Consider the following 16,370-nt stretch of genomic DNA (forward strand, 5'->3'; position numbering starts at 1 on the left):
CATGAGACTGAAAGAAGGAAAGAATCACCATACATATGTGGTCGAGAGGATCGAGACCGAGCTGGACCTGGAGCGCAGGCTTGAGGCGCTTGGCCTGACAGAAGGCTCAAGGATCACGATCTTAAATAATGATAAAAAAGGTGCTATGACCGTGAAATTCCGCGGGACGCGCTTCGCGCTCGGGAGACGTATTGCAGACAGTATCTTCGTAAAGGAGGATGCGGCATGAGCGGGAAAGTGATCAATGTAGGCTTTATCGGTAATCCGAACTGTGGGAAGACGACTCTTTTTAACGCGTACACCGGAGCAAACTTAAAGGTCGCGAACTGGCCCGGCGTTACCGTGGAGAAAAAAGAAGGGAAGACAACATATAAAGGGCAGGAGTTCAAGCTGATCGACCTGCCGGGCATTTACAGCCTGACGTCCTATACGATGGAAGAGAAGGTGTCCAGAGAGTGTATCATGAGCGATGAGGTAGATGTGATCGTGGACGTAGTCGATGCGTCCAGCCTGGAGAGGAACCTCTACCTGACACTCCAGCTCATCGAGCTGGGCAAGCCGGTCGTGCTGGCTCTGAACATGATGGACGTGGTCGAAGAGCGGGGCATGGAGATCGACCTGCACCGTCTGCCGGAGATGCTGGGGATCCCCGCGATCCCGGTTTCCGCCAGGAAAAGGAGCGGGCTGGAGATCCTGATGCACGCGGTGGCGCACCACAATGAATACGCGAAGCCGGGTCCCTTTATCCACCATCACCCGGACAAGACCGGGCACAGGCATGACCACCACAGTGAATATGCCATGGTATATGACGATGTGATCGAGGATAAGATTGACGCAGTCATTGAGAAATACCGCGCAAAATACCCGGACATGCAGAACATGCGCTGGCATGCGATCAAAGTTCTGGAGCAGGACCAGTCTGTACTGGAGCGTTATCCGGTGGACCTGGATGGTATCGTGGACCGCAGTTATGAGAAGGATATCATCAATGAAAAATATGATTTTATAGAAGAAGTGATCGAGGAGACGCTGGTAAATAAGAGCGAGAAGGAAGAGCGGACAGAGCGTGCTGACCGGTTCATGACCGGGAAATGGCTGGGGCTTCCGATCTTTCTGCTCATCATGGCTCTTGTGTTTTTCCTGACATTCGCGGTGGGCGACTGGCTGAAAGGATATTTTGAGACAGGGCTGGAACTGTTCAGCGGCTTTGTGAGTAATGGGCTCCAGGCCGTGGGAACATCGCCTCTGCTGGAATCCCTGATCGTGGACGGGATCATTTCCGGCGTGGGCGGTATCCTTACGTTCCTGCCGAATATCTTCATCCTCTTCCTGGCGCTCGCGTTTCTCGAGGACAGCGGGTACATGGCCAGGGTAGCATATGTGATGGATGACATTATGGGGCATCTGGGACTGTCGGGAAGGGCGTTCCTGCCTATGCTCCTGGGATTCGGCTGCTCCGTGCCGGCGGTCATGGCGTCGCGGGCGCTGGAACACAAAAAAGACCGACTGAAGACGATCCTTGTGACGCCATTTATGTCGTGCAGCGCAAGGCTTCCGATCTACGTCCTGTTTTCCTCTATGTTTTTCGGGAAATATGCGATGCTTGCCTGCTATTCCATGTATCTCCTCGGTATCGTGATCGCGATCCTGACCGCGTATATCATCTCCAAGATCGATGGGAGCAAGGCGGAACACGCGCTCCTGATCGAGCTGCCGGAATATAAGGCGCCGAATGCCAGGACGATCGCGGTGTATGTGTGGGAGAAGGTAAAGGACTACCTGACAAAGGCAGGGACAGTCATCTTTTTCGCGTCCATCGTTATGTGGCTTTTGTTAAATGTCGGTCCGTCCGGTTTTGTGACTGATATCACGGAGAGCTTCGGGGCTGTGATCGGGAAAGCTATCGTGCCGTTCTTCAGGCCTCTGGGGCTCGGGTACTGGCAGATCGTCGTCGCCCTCATCTCGGGGATCGCGGCGAAAGAGGTGGTCGTATCCAGCTGCAGCGTCCTCTTCGGGATCCAGAATATCACGACCGCTCATGGTATGGACAGCTTCGTGGCGACGCTGGGGGCGATGGGATTCGGCGCGGCGAACGCATATGCGCTGATGGTATTCTGTCTCCTGTATGTGCCCTGTACGGCGACGATCGCTACGATCCGCAGGGAAGTGGGAAGTACGAAGACCACGGCAGGGATCGTGCTTTTCCAGCTTGCAGTGGCGTGGGTAATAAGCTTTATCGCATTCCATGTGGCAGGTCTGTTCATGTAAAAAGATCAGAGAAGAGCCCCTGGGACTTAGCTGCCGCATTATATACAAAGCAGGTTTTCAATATTTTATGGAAGTGAGCAGAAGACCTTTTGCATCACAGGTAACAGCAGACGTTTCCTTCCCGGAAAAAATAAGCGGGATGACGTCTGCTGTCCGTTTTTGCATCCCGATTTCAAGAAGCACGCTGACAATGCGCAGCGGCATCTGATAGAGAAAATCATCTGCGGTGAGAGAGATGACCAGGGTGTCCGCATCGTTGGACGCGGGGGATGGCGTTTCTTTGATGTGTTCAAACCGGATGTCATAAAGAGTTTTTTCCGTCCCTTTTTTCTTCCGGGCACCGGAAAAAGAGCCGAAGTCATGCGTGCCTTTCAGCAGGCCGGCGGCTGTTTCCATTAGGCTGATATCAGGACAGGGAGATATACTGGCGGTGTAAGCTGATGTAAATATGTCATACACAGGTGCAGTGCAGATGTGGTATCCGTAAGTGCGGCGCTTTGCGTTCAGATCCGCCCGGAAGCGCTCCGGCTCCGCTTCGGCTGACAGGACAGAGATATCCTGAGGAAGGAAGCGGTTCAGTTCAGCGCGGAACTGTTCTGGTGTCAGCGCTGCTTCAGTGTGGAAACTGACAGTCTGGGAGAGTGCGTGGACTCCTGGCTCAGTCTTTGCGCCTGCGTAAAGCACAATATCCTCTCCGGTCATCCTGCACAGCGCAGAGATTATTTTATAGGAAACTGTTTTTTCAAAACCGTCTTTCGGCGGGCGCTGCCAGCCAAGATAACGTGTTCCTTTGTACTGAAGGGTGAGCCTGATATTCTGCATGAATTTCCTCCTGGTCTGTGGTTTCAGATTTTAAGCCTGCCTTTAGCAGATTGGTTTTCTGGATGTAATTGTAACAGAAGACAGAGAAAATTCCCAGATTTTATGTTATACTGATTTTGAAAACATGGTGTACTGACCTGATAAGAGGAAATATCCTGATAAAGGGAAATTTTCCGTAAAGGCGGGCAGAGATACGAAGAGCAGTGGCCGTAAATGAGTAGGAGAATGAGCGAAGATGAGGAAGGATGCGTTATTAACTGGCATGATGGCTTTGGCAGCAGTGTCGGTCCTGCTGACCGGGTGTACAGATGTAACAAATGAAAAGCCTGTGATCTATCTTTATCCGGAGCAGGTGCAGGAAGTGTATGTGCAGCTTGAACTTGACGGAGAATTTACATGTACTTACCCGGAGTATGATAACGGATGGAAAGTAAAGGCATATCCTGACGGGACACTTCGGGATCAGGACACAGGAAAAGAATATAATTATCTGTTTTGGGAAGGCACATCCGGGACTGAATATGACCTCAGCAGGGGTTTTGTCGTTGAGGGAAAGGATACGGCGGGATTTCTGGAGGAAAAACTGGCGTACCTGGGCTTAAATGAAAAGGAAAGAAATGAATTTATTGTTTACTGGCTTCCCCGTATGGAGGATAATAAATATAATCTGATCACTTTCCAGGGGGAAGATTATACAGAACATGCAAAGCTGAAGATCAGCCCGGAACCGGACAGTATCCTTCGTGTATTCATGGTTTATAAGCCGCTTGATAAAGCGATCAATATACCTGAGCAGGAGTTGGAACCGTTTGAGAGAGAAGGCTTTACTGTCATTGAGTGGGGCGGAGCGGAAATGGAGTGAAATTATGAATGTTATAGAGGAAAGAAAAGTTTCAGACTCAATGGTAGAGACCGTGCACATGGTCAGGCCGAATCATATGAACGCGGCGGGCAGGCTCTTCGGAGGCATGCTCATGCAGTGGCTTGACGAAGTGGCCGGGTTAGTGGCAAAGAGGCATACAAGGTCAAATGTCATCACAGCGTCCGTTGACAACCTGCATTTTATCCATGGGGCGTACCAGGGCGAGATGGTCGTGATCATCGGCAAAGTCACTTATGTGGGAAATTCATCCATGGAGGTGCGGGTGGACACTTATGTGGAACATCTGGAGGACGGGATGCGCCATGCGATAAACAGGGCGTATTTTACGATGGTGGCACTGGATGAGAACGATAAGCCGAAAAAGGCGCCAAGGCTCATACTGGAGACAGAGGCCGAAAAGGCAGAGTGGGCGGCCGCGGAGAAACGGCGGGAAATGCGGATGAGGAGAAAAAAAGAAGGGTTCTGATCACATCTTCTCGAATGCGATCTGTTTCTGCTCCAGGAATTTTTCTACCGTTTCGTCCCATGCATGTTCCAGTGTCTTATCCATTGTGAATGTTTTGAAAGATGTTCCGGTCACACAGGACAGGCGTGTGCCGTCGAACTGGATGTTCATGTAGAGCCCCTGTACGCTGTCCGGGTCCAGCGAGGGTGTGCTCTGCGCGATCAGGCGGCTGATGTTCCTGCGCGACAGGCTGAATATGAATCGAAAGCTTAACGGGGTGCGTTTCCCTTTGATCACAGAGAAGCAGAAGTCCCGCACATTTTTCCAGGGGGAGTACTCGGGCAGATCCGCCCCGGTGTCAAAGAAATCTTTCTGTATAAAACCATCGATCCTGAATGTGTTAAATGTGACGATCTCCCCTTCGATAAAAGAAAAGTGATCGAATGTATCCGCGAGAAGCAGATGGGACATAAATTCTTTTGTGTTTGTCAGGGCAAATGCGATCATGGTGTGCTCCTTTGGTTGAATATTTTCAGTAACAGCTGACCCGTTGGGCTGTCTGTTTTCCAGGACAGCGCGTCCGGACTGTTACCCATTGTACCACAAAAGAGGAGTGCCGTCATTGACTTTTAGGATTAAAAAAAGTATTATTAATAGATGATACGGCGGCGGGGTTCTGCCGCGTGTTATCTGACAGTCAGAGTAGATTCACACAGAGAGCAAGAGTGATTTATGGACAGGATAAGACAGAGAACGAAAAGGCGGATCGTCCTCGGCGTGTGTATCGCGGCAGCTGCTGCGGCGGTCATCCTTATCGTGCTGGCGGTGAGAGGCCTCCTGCATAAAGGGGCGGATACATCGGCCGGGGTAGAATACATTAAGGCTGAGGAGGCTGGGGATATAACGGCGATCGAAAAAAAGATCAGCCTGCTCGAGCAGCAGGACGGCAGTGGAGAAGAAGGGCGCAGCATTAAGGAGAGATTTGCAGGGGCTGTGATCCTTGGGGATTCTGTAGCCGAAGGATTCGAGGAGTATGATATCCTGAATGCTTCAAGCGTGGCAGCGGAGATCGGGGTGCATCTGGATGAGCTGGACGGACAGATTTCAAAGGTAAAGGAATTAAGTCCCGGCGTCCTGTTCCTGTACCTGGGGATGAACGATGTGACTGCGACAAACGGGGATGTGGACAGGTTTGTTTCGGAATACAAGAGTGTCCTCGACCGGCTCAGGGAAGAAGTGCCGGACGCGCACATTTTTGTCAATTCGATCTTCCCGGTCCAGGAAAAGGCGTTGGAAGAAGAACCTCTTCTGGAGAAGATCCCGGAATACAATGACGCGCTGAAGGAGCTCTGCGACGGCCAGACGATCGCATTTATCGACAATACAGATCTGGTATCGGATCAGTATTATGAGCAGGACGGGATCCACTTTAAGGCGGATTTTTATCCGGTCTGGGCAGAGCATATGGCGGAGGTGGCATCATTATGAAAACAGGTGGATTTACGTTCAGCCGGGTTATGAAATATGTTGTCCTTGGACTGCTCATAGCGTTTGTGGTGCTGCTCATGATCTATGCCAGCGGGAGCAGCCGTCCATTTGAGGAAGTGGAAGACGCAGTGAGCAGTTCTCTTGATAAAAGCAATCTGGTCCGTAAGGACGGGGCGGCTTTTAAGAGGGAGTTCGGCTTGAGCGAAGCAGATTATGCGGGCGTTATGTATTATGCCTCGGAGTTCAGTATCTCTGCGGAGGAGGTGCTGGTCATACTGGTGAAAGATGAAAGCCAGGTCCAGGAGGTCATGGAAGCGATCGACAGGCAGGTCGAGGCGAGGAAGAATGATTTTGACGGTTATGCACCGGAAGAGGTAAAGCTTTTGGAGGATGCGAAGCAGAGCGTGAGGGGGAGATATATCTTCTTTGCTGCTGCGCCAAAGGCTGAGGAATATCTGGAGGCCTTCAGCAGCAGCCTGTGATCTGTCGTGAGGCGGCCGGCTTGTTTTCAGGGCAGCCGGCATATTTTCGGGACAGCCGGCAGGCCGGAGTGATACGTAGCCCATGGGGCTAAGAGAGGAATCTGTTACATGTTATTCAGCAGTATTACGTTTTTGTTTTTATTTCTGCCTGTTGTGATGGCAGTTTACTATATTGTTCCGGGCAGGGCGAAAAATATCGTCCTGCTGATCGCGAGCCTGTTTTTCTATGCCTGGGGGGAACCGGTCTACGTGGTGCTCATGATCCTGTCCATCCTGTTTAATTATTTCTGCGGGCGGGATATCCGGGCGAACGCTGAGGATGAGAGGAAAGCAAAGCTCAGCCTGGCATTCGCGGTGGCAGTCAATGTGCTGATCCTCGGATTTTTTAAGTATTATGGCTTTATCCTGGATACGGTGAATTCGTTCCTGCCGTCAGATATCCCTTACCGGGAGCTCCCTCTGCCGGTTGGGATCTCCTTTTATACATTCCAGGCGATCTCCTATCTTGTGGATATTTACCGGAAGAAGGCAGAGCCGCAGAAAAATATCCTCTATTTCGCGCTGTACATCAGTATGTTCCCGCAGCTGATCGCAGGGCCGATCGTGCGCTATGTGGATATCGAGGCACAGCTTCGCAGCAGGAAGATCTCGATCAGGAGACTGGGGCAGGGGGCAGTGTTCTTTATCATCGGACTCGCGAAGAAGGTGATCATCGCCAATACGGCGGGCGAGGTGTTTGACCAGATCGCCGGGGTGCCAGCCAGCAGTCTGTCCATGCTCACGGCATGGGTGGGTGTTTTTTCCTATGCGTTCCAGATATATTTTGATTTCAGCGGATACTCGGATATGGCTGTGGGACTGGGGAAGATGTTCGGGTTTGAATTTAAAAAGAATTTCGACTATCCATACATATCGAAGAGTATCACGGAATTCTGGCGGAGATGGCATATTTCCCTGAGTACATGGTTCCGGGAATATGTGTACATCCCTCTGGGCGGGAACCGCTGCTCAGTGTCCAGGAATATCTTTAACCTGATGGTCGTGTGGGCGCTGACAGGCATGTGGCACGGCGCGGCGTGGAATTTTATCGCGTGGGGCGTCTACTATGGTGTGATCCTTGTACTGGAAAAGTATATATGGGGAGATTCCCTGGAGCGCCTGCCCGCAGTGGCAAGGCATATTTATACAGTCATCCTGGTGCTCGTGGGCTGGGTGTTCTTCTTCAGCCCAAGCCTGGGCTACTCGCTGAGGTATCTGGCCGCAATGGTCGGAGGAGGAGCGGGGATCGCGGATTCGGAAGGCGCATTCCTCCTCTTTACGCACTGGCTTTTGTATGTCCTGGCAGTGCTCGGCTCCTCATCGCTCGGGCTGAGGCTCCTGAACACAGTGCCGCGGATGATCCGGAATGAGAAGGCGAAGGCAGTGACAGCGGCGGTCATATATATGGGTGTTTTTGTGATTGCGGTCGCATTTCTCGTGACAGATACGTTTAACCCGTTTTTGTATTTCAGATTTTAGGTGGGAGCTATGGATAACAGAAAAAGAAGAGGGCGGATCGAGAGCCTGATCGGTAAGATCTTCCTGTTGAGCCTGTTCCTCGTACTGCTCGTGAATATCATTGCCCCGGACAGGGAGCAGTCGGACCAGGAAAACAGGATGCTGGATACGATGCCGAAGCTGAGCCTTACGGGCGTTCTGAACGGGGACTTTATGGAGCAGTGGGAGAGCTATATGAGCGACCAGTTTGCCGGGAGAAATCTTCTGAGAGGGCTTAAGGTAAAGCTTGACCGGCTTGGCGGGAGCAGGATGGAAAACGGGGTGATCATCGGGAAAGACGGCCAGCTCTTCGAGGATATCGCGGTGCCGGACGATGAATTGTTTAAAGACAATATCAATGCCGTAAGGAGCTTTGCGGAGATGTATCCGGACATCCCGACGACAGTCATGCTGATCCCGGACGCGGCGTGTATCCTGAGCGACAGCCTGCCCGCCTTCGCGACTGTGGAAGACCAGAGCCAGATGTTCAGTATGGTGGAGCGCGGGCTCGGGGATTCGGTCAGCTGGGTGGACGCGTATTCCGCTCTGAATAAACACAAAACAGAGAAGCTATACTATAAGACGGATCATCACTGGACGACCCAGGCGGCTTTTTATGTATTCCAGGAGGCGGCCGCAGGGCTGGGGATCGAAGGGGATGTGTCAGATGATTATGTCTCCTACACTGTGACAGACAGCTTTAACGGCGTGCTCGCGTCAAAGAGCGGGGCAGGGCTGGATGAAAAAGAACAGATCGACATTTATGTGCCCACAGAAGGGGACGACGATGTGATCGTAAATTATGTGGATGAGGCAAAGAAGCGGACTTCCCTCTATGATTCGTCAAAGCTGGAGACAAGGGATAAGTACGGCGTGTTCTTCGGCGGGAATACTTCGGTCATGGATATCAGGACGATGTCTACGAGCAGGCAGAGGCTGCTCGTGGTGAAGGATTCGTTCGCGGACTGTTTTATCCCCTTCCTTACGCCGTATTACAGGGAGATCGTAGTGGTGGATCCCAGATACTACAGCGGCACTCTGGAGGATATCATGGAGACGTACAGGATCACGGATGCCCTGATCCTTTACAGCGGGAATACCTTTATGACAGATAATAATATAAGCGGAGTATTTACAGGTGAGTAATCGGATAAAAGAGGAATTTATACAGAAGAAAGAGCCGGTGAGGCTGAATAAGTATCTGAGTGAGGCGGGCGTTTGTTCCAGAAGGGAGGCGGACCGCCTCATTGAGGCTGGGAAGGTGACTGTGGACGGGAAGACGGCGCAGACCGGCATGCGCGTCGCGCCGGGACAGACGGTGAAGGTGGGCGCGAAGGTGGTCTCCCGTCAGGAGGACATGATCGTGCTCGCGGTCAATAAGCCGAGAGGGATCGTCTGTACAGAGGAGAAGCGGGAGAGGAACAGTATCGTCCGCTTTCTGGATTACCCTGTGCGCGTCACTTATGCGGGGCGGCTGGATAAAGACTCACGGGGGCTGCTGCTCATGACGAACAACGGGGATATCATCAACCGGATGATGCGCGCCGCGAACCGCCACGAAAAAGAATATAAAGTGACCGTGGACCGGGAGGTCACAGAGGATTTCGTGAGGCAGATGTCAGAAGGTGTCCCAATACTGGATACAGTGACGCGCCCGTGCAGGGTGGAGAAGATCGGGAAATATACATTTTCTATCATACTGACCCAGGGGCTGAACCGCCAGATCCGGCGCATGTGCGAGGCGCTGGGGTACGAAGTCCGGGATCTGGTGCGCGTGCGCATCATGAATATCCGGCTGGGGAGCCTGAGAGACGGACAGTACAGGAAGCTGACAGATGCGGAGCTGAACGAGCTTTATGAAGGATTAAATGATCCGCCCTCATAGCCCAGGTCCGGGCAGAGGTGATGGAAAACATCGGCGGCGGAAAACAGCAGCGGCGGAAAAATATCGGCGGCGGAAAACAGCAGCGGCGGAAAAACAGTGGTTATGGAAAAGACAGGGAGAATAGATATGACAGAGAGACAGGGGAATCGAAAACAGACAGATCGGATGGAGCGGATGCGCGGACTGGTGGAACTTCTGAACCGGGCGCGCCGTGCTTACGAGCAGGAAGACACGGAGATCATGAGCAATTACGAGTATGACCAACTCTACGACGAGCTCCTGGGGCTGGAAAAGGAGCTCAACACAACGCTCGCGTCAAGCCCTACGGTGAATGTGGGATATGAGGTGCTGAGCGAGCTGCCGAAAGAGAGACATGAAAGTCCCATGCTCTCTCTGGACAAGACGAAAGAAGTGAGCAGGCTGAAAGAGTTTCTGGGGGACCAGAAGGCGGTCATCTCCTGGAAGCTAGACGGTTTGACCATTGTCCTGACGTACAGGAACGGTACTCTCGCAAAGGCTGTGACCCGCGGGAACGGCGAGGTGGGAGAAGTCGTTACAAACAATGCGAGAGTCTTCCGGAACCTGCCCCTTCATATCCCCTATCAGGGCGAACTTGTCCTGAGGGGGGAAGCGGTCATCTCGTACAAAGACTTTGAGAAGATCAATGAGGAGATCGGGGACGCGGATGCAAAGTACAAGAATCCGAGGAATCTGTGCAGCGGCTCTGTGCGCCAGCTGAATAACGAGATCACGGCAAAGCGGAGGGTGAGATTCTATGCCTTTACCCTCGTGAGCGCGGACGGCGTGGATTTCAGGAATTCCAGGCAGTACCAGATGCAGTGGCTGGAGGAGCAGGGATTTGACGTAGTGGAGAACCATCTGGTCACAGCCGGGACGATCGATGAGGAAGTAGAGTGGTTCGCGCGCCATATCGAGACCAATGAGCTGCCCTCTGACGGGCTTGTGCTGGTGTATGACGACATTGCCTACGGCCAGTCGCTCGGGGCTACGGCAAAGTTCCCAAGGGATTCTTTTGCCTTTAAGTGGGCGGATGAGATCCGGGAGACAACGCTCAAAGAGATCGAGTGGAGCCCGTCCAGGACCGGGCTGATCAATCCGGTGGCTGTCTTTGAGCCTGTGGAGCTGGAGGGTACGACGGTGAGCCGCGCCAGCGTCCACAATATCAGCATCATGGAAGAGCTGGAGCTGGGCGTGGGAGACCGGATCACCGTATACAAGGCGAATATGATCATCCCGCAGATCGCGGAGAACCTGACCAGGAGCGGGGTGAAGGATATCCCCGAGACCTGTCCTGTATGCGGCGGGGCGACCAGGATCGCCATGGAAAACGAGACAAAGACACTGTACTGTACGAATCCCAGATGCCAGGCAAAGCATGTCAAATCATTTTCCCTCTTTGTGAGCAGGGACGCCATGAATATCGAGGGGCTCTCAGAGGCGACGCTGGAGAAATTTATCGCGAACGGGTATGTAAAAGACCTGACGGATCTTTTCCATCTGGACAGATATGCAGAGGAGATCAAGAATATGGACGGATTCGGGGAAAAGTCCTATGAGAATCTCCAAAACAGTGTGGACAATGCGCGCACGACAACGCTCCCGAGGCTCGTATACAGCCTCGGCATCCCGAATATCGGGATCGCGAATGCAAAGGTGATCTGCCGGGCGCTGGGGAACGACCCGGAGAGGGTCATGAACGCGACGGCGGAGGAACTGGATGAGATCCCCGGCGTGGGAGATGTGATCGCAAAGGCTTATGTGGATTATTTCGCAGATGAGGAGCACAGGGATGTCTTCCGGCGTCTCCTGGAGGAAGTCCATATCCCTAAGGAAGAAGAGACGGCGGACAGTCAGAAGTTTGCCGGGGTAAACTTTGTGATCACAGGAAGCGTGGAGCATTTTGCAAACCGCGCTGAGGTGAAGGAAGAGATCGAAAAAAGAGGGGGAAAAGTGACGGGAAGCGTGACATCAAAGACGAATTATCTTATTAACAATGATGTCAATTCTACCTCTTCTAAAAACAGAAAGGCGAGAGAACTCGGGATTCCGATCATATCAGAGGAGGAGTTCTTAAAAATGCTGGAAGGTCAGCCGGCAGAAGCGGAAGCCTGAGCACTGCGGACAGGACAGCACCGCACCGCGGCTTGAAGACGTATCAGACAGAGAAAGGCAGGGAATGGGTGAATTTAAAGACAATAAGGATCAAAGAAAGATTACAGGAAAAATTACAGGAGAAACTCAATGAGACATTAAAGGCAGTGCTGCCGATCATTGCGATCGTGCTCGTGCTGTGCTTTACGGTCGCGCCTGTGGAACCGGGCATCCTGCTCGCGTTCCTCCTTGGGGCGGTGATGCTGACGGTGGGGATGATGTTCTTTACTCTTGGAGTGGATATGTCTATGACCCCCATCGGAGAGAACGTAGGGACATGTATGACACAGACGAAAAAACTGGGAGTTATGGTCCTCCTCAGTTTTATCCTCGGATTTATCGTTACGATATCCGAGCCGGATCTCCAGGTGCTGGCGGAGCAGGTCCCGGCAGTGCCGAATATGGTCCTGGTCCTCTCGGTGGCATTTGGAGTGGGGCTGTTTCTCGTGGCGGCGCTCCTCAGGATGCTTTTCAACGTCACTCTGGCGCACATGCTGATCGTGCTGTATGTGTTCGTATTCGGACTCGCGCTGCTGGCGCCGGGGGATTTTATCGCAGTGGCGTTTGACGCGGGCGGAGTGACGACCGGACCGATGACTGTGCCGTTTATCATGTCGCTGGGCATCGGTATCTCCGCGATCCGAAGCGATGAGAGGGCGGAGGACGACAGCTTCGGGCTGGTGGCGCTGTCCTCAGTGGGGCCCATCCTGTCCGTGCTCGTGCTCAGTCTGATCTACCGGCCGGAAAGCGCGCAGTATGTGCCGGATCAGATCCCTCAGGTCACGGATTCTGTGGAGCTCTGGAAACTGTTCGCGCATGAATTCCCGGAATACATAAAGGAGATGGCAGTGTCTCTTCTGCCTATTATTGTATTCTTTATCCTCTTCCAGATCATCTTCCGAAGGATGCAGAGAAGAGCGCTGGTCAGGACTGCAGTGGGAATGGCGTACACTTATGCAGGGCTGGTCCTTTTCCTCACCGGGGTGAACGCAGGGTTTATGCCGGCGGGAAGCTATCTCGGGCAGGTGCTGGCTGACAATCCGTACCGATGGGTGATCGTCCCTGTGGGCATGGTCATCGGGTATTTCATTGTCCGCGCGGAGCCGGCGGTGTTTGTGCTGACCCATCAGGTGGAGGACATCACATCCGGGGCCATCAGCGCGCGATCTATGAGTCTGAGTCTTTCCATCGGAGTCGCGGTTTCCCTCGGGCTGGCAATGATCCGGGTGCTGACCGGGATTTCTATCTTCTGGTTTGTGATACCGGGGTACGCGGCGGCGCTGATCCTTTCGTTTTTTGTCCCGAAGATATTTACAGCGATCGCGTTTGACTCAGGCGGCGTGGCGTCCGGTCCGATGACGGCCACCTTCCTGCTCCCTTTTGCCATAGGAGCGTGTGTGAGCACCGGAGGAGATATCGTTACGGATGCTTTCGGCGTGGTGGCAATGGTCGCCATGACGCCGCTGATCACGATACAGATCCTGGGACTTGTCTATCAGTTCCGTTCGAGACAGGCGGAAAATGCCGGGACAGAGCCAAAAGAGGCAGTATTTGCCCCGCTTTCGGATGATGAGATTATAGAACTTTAAGAGGTATGGTATGAGTGAGATATATTTGCTGACGACAGTTACAAAACGAGCCCTGGGACGCAGGCTCCTGTCGTGCTATGAACATAACGGGCTTTCCGCAGTGCTGTGCACTCTCGCAAAAGGGACCGCGACCAGTGAGATCCTGGACTGCCTGGGGCTGGAAATGACCGAGAAGGCGGTTATGATGGCAGTCATAACGGAGGAGACATGGAAAGACGTGAAGCGGGATATGGAGGACAGCCTGCGGATCGATGTCCCCGGCACAGGGATCGCGTTCCTTGTCCCCGTGTCCAGCATCGGCGGCGGGAAGGTGTTCCGGTTTCTTCTGGACGGACAGACGTATGAGAGAGAAGAGGAGAATGTGATGAAGAACACGAAATATGAATTGATCGTTGTGATCGCGAACCACGGATACAGCGAAGAAGTGATGGATGCTGCCAGGGCTCAGGGCGCCGGCGGGGGGACTGTGATCCATGCCAAGGGGACAGGGCTTGAAAAGGCGGAGAAATTCCTCGGGGTCTCCATCGCGGATGAGAAGGAGATGATCTTCATTGTGGCAAAGACAGAGATGAAGAATGCCATTATGCGCTCGATCATGGAAAACGCGGGGCTGGAGAGCCGGGCGAGATCGGTTGTGTTTTCTCTTCCGGTGACGGATACGGCGGGACTGCGGCTCCAGGATATCCAATAGGAGCGGCCGGGCGCCTGCCAATGTGGAAAAGCGGCGGCAGCCGCAGTGAGCGCGCCGGTGCAGGGATCCGAATGGCGCGGCCGGGCTGGCATCAGTCTGTATAAGTTAGAAAATACGTTTAGAAAAACTTCATTTGTATAAGAAATGCAGGTGTACTATAATAAAAAGCATCCGGAGAATTAGAATTAGGAATGCCGTGGGAAATGCTGTGCAAGATGCTTCCGGGCGCAGATTTTCCGGAAATGGTTGGGAGATAGAAGGGAACGATTTATGTCAGATCAGGATTTCATCTTAGTAGATGAGGAAGATAAAGAAAGAAGTACAGAAAACAACACAGAGAAAAATACGGGAAACAATACGGGCGGGGAGGACGGTCAGCCGGACAGAGACGCAGTCACAGAGAGTCCTTCTGCGGGAACAGTGAAAGATGAGATCGCTGCCGCTGAGAAAAAGGAGGAGGACAGTGAGGATGAGTATGAGAAGATCTGCTTTATCTGCCACCGCCCGGAAAGCGTGACAGGGAAGATGATCGAGCTTCCGAATCATATAACGGTGTGCCCGGACTGTATGCAGAAGAGCTTTGACGCCATGACCAGCGGGGCTGTGGACCTGAACCGCCTGATGAACACGCCGGGCATTCAGTTCCTCAATCTCTCTGACCTTGAAAATATGCAGCCGAGGCAGCAGAAGATCAAGAAAAAGAAAGAAAAGCCAAAGGAATTCCACCAGCTTGATATCAGGAAGATCCCCGCGCCCCACAAGATCAAGGCGCGGCTGGATGAGTATGTAGTGGGGCAGGAATATGCCAAGAAGGCGATGTCCGTGGCAGTGTATAACCACTATAAACGTGTGGCGGCAGGCGCGGCGGATGATATTGAGATCGAAAAATCGAATATGCTCATGATCGGGCCTACAGGAAGCGGGAAGACCTATCTTGTCAAGACGCTGGCGCGGCTCCTCGACGTGCCGCTGGCGATCACGGACGCTACGTCCCTGACAGAGGCGGGCTACATAGGCGATGACATCGAGAGTGTTGTTTCCAAACTGCTGGCGGCAGCAGACAATGACGTGGAGAAGGCGGAGCAGGGGATCATCTTTATCGATGAGATCGATAAGATCGCGAAGAAACAGAACTCGAACCAGAGGGATGTGAGCGGCGAATCTGTCCAGCAGGGCATGCTGAAGCTCCTGGAAGGAAGCGACGTGGAAGTCCCGGTCGGGGCGAACAGCAAGAATGCCATGGTCCCCCTTACCACGGTAAATACGAAGAACATCCTCTTTATCTGCGCGGGGGCGTTCCCTGACCTGGAAGGGATCATCCGGGAAAGACTCCAGAAGAAGACTTCCATGGGCTTTAACGCAGAGCTGAAAGACAAATATGAAAATGATAAGGATATCCTTTCCAAAGTAACGGTGGAGGACCTGAGGAAATTCGGCATGATCCCGGAATTCCTCGGAAGGCTTCCTATCATCTTTACCCTGAAAGGGCTGGATAAAGATATGCTTGTCAAGATACTCAAAGAGCCTAAGAACGCCATACTGAAGCAGTACCAGAAACTGCTGGCGCTGGACGAGGTGAGGCTGGACTTCAATAATGACGCGCTGGAGGCGATCGCGGAGAAGGCGATGAAAAAAGATACGGGGGCCCGTGCCCTGCGCGCGATCATCGAGGAGTTTATGCTGGATATCATGTATGAGATCCCAAAGGACGACAGCATCGGCGAGGTGATTATCACCAGGGAGTACATCGAGGGGACCGGGGGACCGGTCATACGGCTCCGGGGGCAGGAAATGCCTCTCCTGGGGTAGCTCTTTGGGGTGGATCTGTATTTGCGGGGGAGCTGCTGTCAGAGTAAAACGTCCGAAAACAGTGAAGCGCGGTTATAGAAGACGTATTCAGCACGGGTGTGTGGGTGGCTTCGGCTCCGGGGCTCCGTGGCAGCAAAAACTAAGAAATCCGGGACTATGCTAAAGTCAGAAAGCAGCAGGGAGCAACTCGCTTTTGGCTCAGACAAGCCCCCTGCTGCTTTCAACGCATAGTTCCGGATTTCAAGTTTTTTCAAGCCCCTCCGCAGTCACCTCAGTCACCCACACACCCGTGCTGAA

The 16,370-nt window shown here is 52.9% G+C and carries 15 protein-coding genes; 13 read left to right on the top strand and 2 right to left on the bottom strand.

Annotation, left to right across the window (positions count from 1 at the left end):
• Window position 1 precedes the first annotated feature (1 nt).
• The gene (locus tag B5G27_RS13070) at window positions 2-229 is read left to right on the top strand and encodes a FeoA family protein (protein ID WP_087179304.1); all 228 of its coding nucleotides are present in this window, start codon (window positions 2-4) and stop codon (window positions 227-229) included.
• Window positions 226-2,271, top strand: a complete 2,046-nt coding sequence (gene feoB / locus B5G27_RS13075) for a ferrous iron transport protein B (protein ID WP_087179305.1) — start codon at window positions 226-228, stop codon at window positions 2,269-2,271. The genes B5G27_RS13070 and feoB overlap by 4 nt, the downstream gene beginning before the upstream one ends.
• A gap of 57 nt (window positions 2,272-2,328) precedes the next feature.
• Here feoB and B5G27_RS13080 read toward each other — a convergent pair whose 3' ends face one another.
• Window positions 2,329-3,093 (bottom strand): tRNA pseudouridine synthase A, encoded by a 765-nt coding sequence (locus B5G27_RS13080; RefSeq protein WP_087179306.1) that lies wholly within the window; start codon window positions 3,091-3,093, stop codon window positions 2,329-2,331.
• Between the two features lie 235 nt (window positions 3,094-3,328).
• On the opposite strand from B5G27_RS13080, the gene B5G27_RS16505 reads away from it, so the two are divergent.
• Window positions 3,329-3,955: a hypothetical protein gene (locus B5G27_RS16505; RefSeq protein WP_242958317.1), complete on the top strand. Its 627-nt coding sequence runs from the start codon at window positions 3,329-3,331 to the stop codon at window positions 3,953-3,955.
• A 4-nt stretch (window positions 3,956-3,959) separates the two neighbouring features.
• Entirely contained in the window at window positions 3,960-4,442 is a 483-nt protein-coding gene (locus B5G27_RS13090; RefSeq protein ID WP_087179307.1) for an acyl-CoA thioesterase, read from the top strand.
• Here B5G27_RS13090 and B5G27_RS13095 read toward each other — a convergent pair whose 3' ends face one another.
• A complete protein-coding gene (locus B5G27_RS13095) occupies window positions 4,443-4,928 on the bottom strand; it encodes a DUF5721 family protein (RefSeq protein ID WP_087179308.1) in 486 nt (161 codons plus the stop codon).
• A 225-nt stretch (window positions 4,929-5,153) separates the two neighbouring features.
• On the opposite strand from B5G27_RS13095, the gene B5G27_RS13100 reads away from it, so the two are divergent.
• The 9 genes from B5G27_RS13100 (at window position 5,154) to clpX (ending at window position 16,073) form a co-directional block, all read left to right on the top strand.
• Window positions 5,154-5,909, top strand: coding sequence for a GDSL-type esterase/lipase family protein (locus B5G27_RS13100; RefSeq protein ID WP_087179309.1), 756 nt, complete (start codon window positions 5,154-5,156; stop codon window positions 5,907-5,909).
• A complete protein-coding gene (locus tag B5G27_RS13105; RefSeq protein ID WP_087179310.1) occupies window positions 5,906-6,391 on the top strand; it encodes a DUF4358 domain-containing protein in 486 nt (161 codons plus the stop codon). The genes B5G27_RS13100 and B5G27_RS13105 overlap by 4 nt, the downstream gene beginning before the upstream one ends.
• A gap of 108 nt (window positions 6,392-6,499) precedes the next feature.
• Window positions 6,500-7,909, top strand: coding sequence for an MBOAT family O-acyltransferase (locus tag B5G27_RS13110; protein ID WP_087179311.1), 1,410 nt, complete (start codon window positions 6,500-6,502; stop codon window positions 7,907-7,909).
• A 9-nt stretch (window positions 7,910-7,918) separates the two neighbouring features.
• Complete coding sequence (locus B5G27_RS13115) at window positions 7,919-9,073, top strand: DHHW family protein (RefSeq protein ID WP_087179312.1); 1,155 nt, start codon at window positions 7,919-7,921, stop codon at window positions 9,071-9,073.
• The gene (locus B5G27_RS13120; RefSeq protein WP_087179313.1) at window positions 9,066-9,812 is read left to right on the top strand and encodes a pseudouridine synthase; all 747 of its coding nucleotides are present in this window, start codon (window positions 9,066-9,068) and stop codon (window positions 9,810-9,812) included. The genes B5G27_RS13115 and B5G27_RS13120 overlap by 8 nt, the downstream gene beginning before the upstream one ends.
• Window positions 9,813-9,938: 126 nt before the next feature.
• Window positions 9,939-11,945, top strand: a complete 2,007-nt coding sequence (gene ligA / locus B5G27_RS13125; protein WP_242958318.1) for an NAD-dependent DNA ligase LigA — start codon at window positions 9,939-9,941, stop codon at window positions 11,943-11,945.
• 68 nt (window positions 11,946-12,013) lie between these two features.
• Window positions 12,014-13,573, top strand: coding sequence for a DUF1538 domain-containing protein (locus tag B5G27_RS13130; protein ID WP_242958319.1), 1,560 nt, complete (start codon window positions 12,014-12,016; stop codon window positions 13,571-13,573).
• 10 nt (window positions 13,574-13,583) lie between these two features.
• Window positions 13,584-14,264: a P-II family nitrogen regulator gene (locus tag B5G27_RS13135; protein ID WP_087179314.1), complete on the top strand. Its 681-nt coding sequence runs from the start codon at window positions 13,584-13,586 to the stop codon at window positions 14,262-14,264.
• 270 nt (window positions 14,265-14,534) lie between these two features.
• Window positions 14,535-16,073: an ATP-dependent Clp protease ATP-binding subunit ClpX gene (gene clpX, locus B5G27_RS13140; protein WP_087179315.1), complete on the top strand. Its 1,539-nt coding sequence runs from the start codon at window positions 14,535-14,537 to the stop codon at window positions 16,071-16,073.
• Window positions 16,074-16,370 lie beyond the last annotated feature (297 nt).

The organism is Lachnoclostridium sp. An76, assembly GCF_002161355.1.
In the GTDB taxonomy this organism is placed as follows: domain Bacteria; phylum Bacillota; class Clostridia; order Lachnospirales; family Lachnospiraceae; genus Mediterraneibacter; species Mediterraneibacter caccavium.

Excerpts from the sequence above, each read along its gene's own strand:
- B5G27_RS13070 (WP_087179304.1), top strand. The coding sequence starts at position 2 with ATGAGACTGAAAGAAGGAAAGAATCACCATACATATGTGGTCGAGAGG.
- feoB (WP_087179305.1), top strand. The coding sequence starts at position 226 with ATGAGCGGGAAAGTGATCAATGTAGGCTTTATCGGTAATCCGAACTGT.
- B5G27_RS13080 (WP_087179306.1), bottom strand. The coding sequence starts at position 3,093 with ATGCAGAATATCAGGCTCACCCTTCAGTACAAAGGAACACGTTATCTT.
- B5G27_RS16505 (WP_242958317.1), top strand. The coding sequence starts at position 3,329 with ATGAGGAAGGATGCGTTATTAACTGGCATGATGGCTTTGGCAGCAGTG.
- B5G27_RS13090 (WP_087179307.1), top strand. The coding sequence starts at position 3,960 with ATGAATGTTATAGAGGAAAGAAAAGTTTCAGACTCAATGGTAGAGACC.
- B5G27_RS13095 (WP_087179308.1), bottom strand. The coding sequence starts at position 4,928 with ATGATCGCATTTGCCCTGACAAACACAAAAGAATTTATGTCCCATCTG.
- B5G27_RS13100 (WP_087179309.1), top strand. The coding sequence starts at position 5,154 with ATGGACAGGATAAGACAGAGAACGAAAAGGCGGATCGTCCTCGGCGTG.
- B5G27_RS13105 (WP_087179310.1), top strand. The coding sequence starts at position 5,906 with ATGAAAACAGGTGGATTTACGTTCAGCCGGGTTATGAAATATGTTGTC.
- B5G27_RS13110 (WP_087179311.1), top strand. The coding sequence starts at position 6,500 with ATGTTATTCAGCAGTATTACGTTTTTGTTTTTATTTCTGCCTGTTGTG.
- B5G27_RS13115 (WP_087179312.1), top strand. The coding sequence starts at position 7,919 with ATGGATAACAGAAAAAGAAGAGGGCGGATCGAGAGCCTGATCGGTAAG.
- ligA (WP_242958318.1), top strand. The coding sequence starts at position 9,939 with ATGACAGAGAGACAGGGGAATCGAAAACAGACAGATCGGATGGAGCGG.
- B5G27_RS13135 (WP_087179314.1), top strand. The coding sequence starts at position 13,584 with ATGAGTGAGATATATTTGCTGACGACAGTTACAAAACGAGCCCTGGGA.
- clpX (WP_087179315.1), top strand. The coding sequence starts at position 14,535 with ATGTCAGATCAGGATTTCATCTTAGTAGATGAGGAAGATAAAGAAAGA.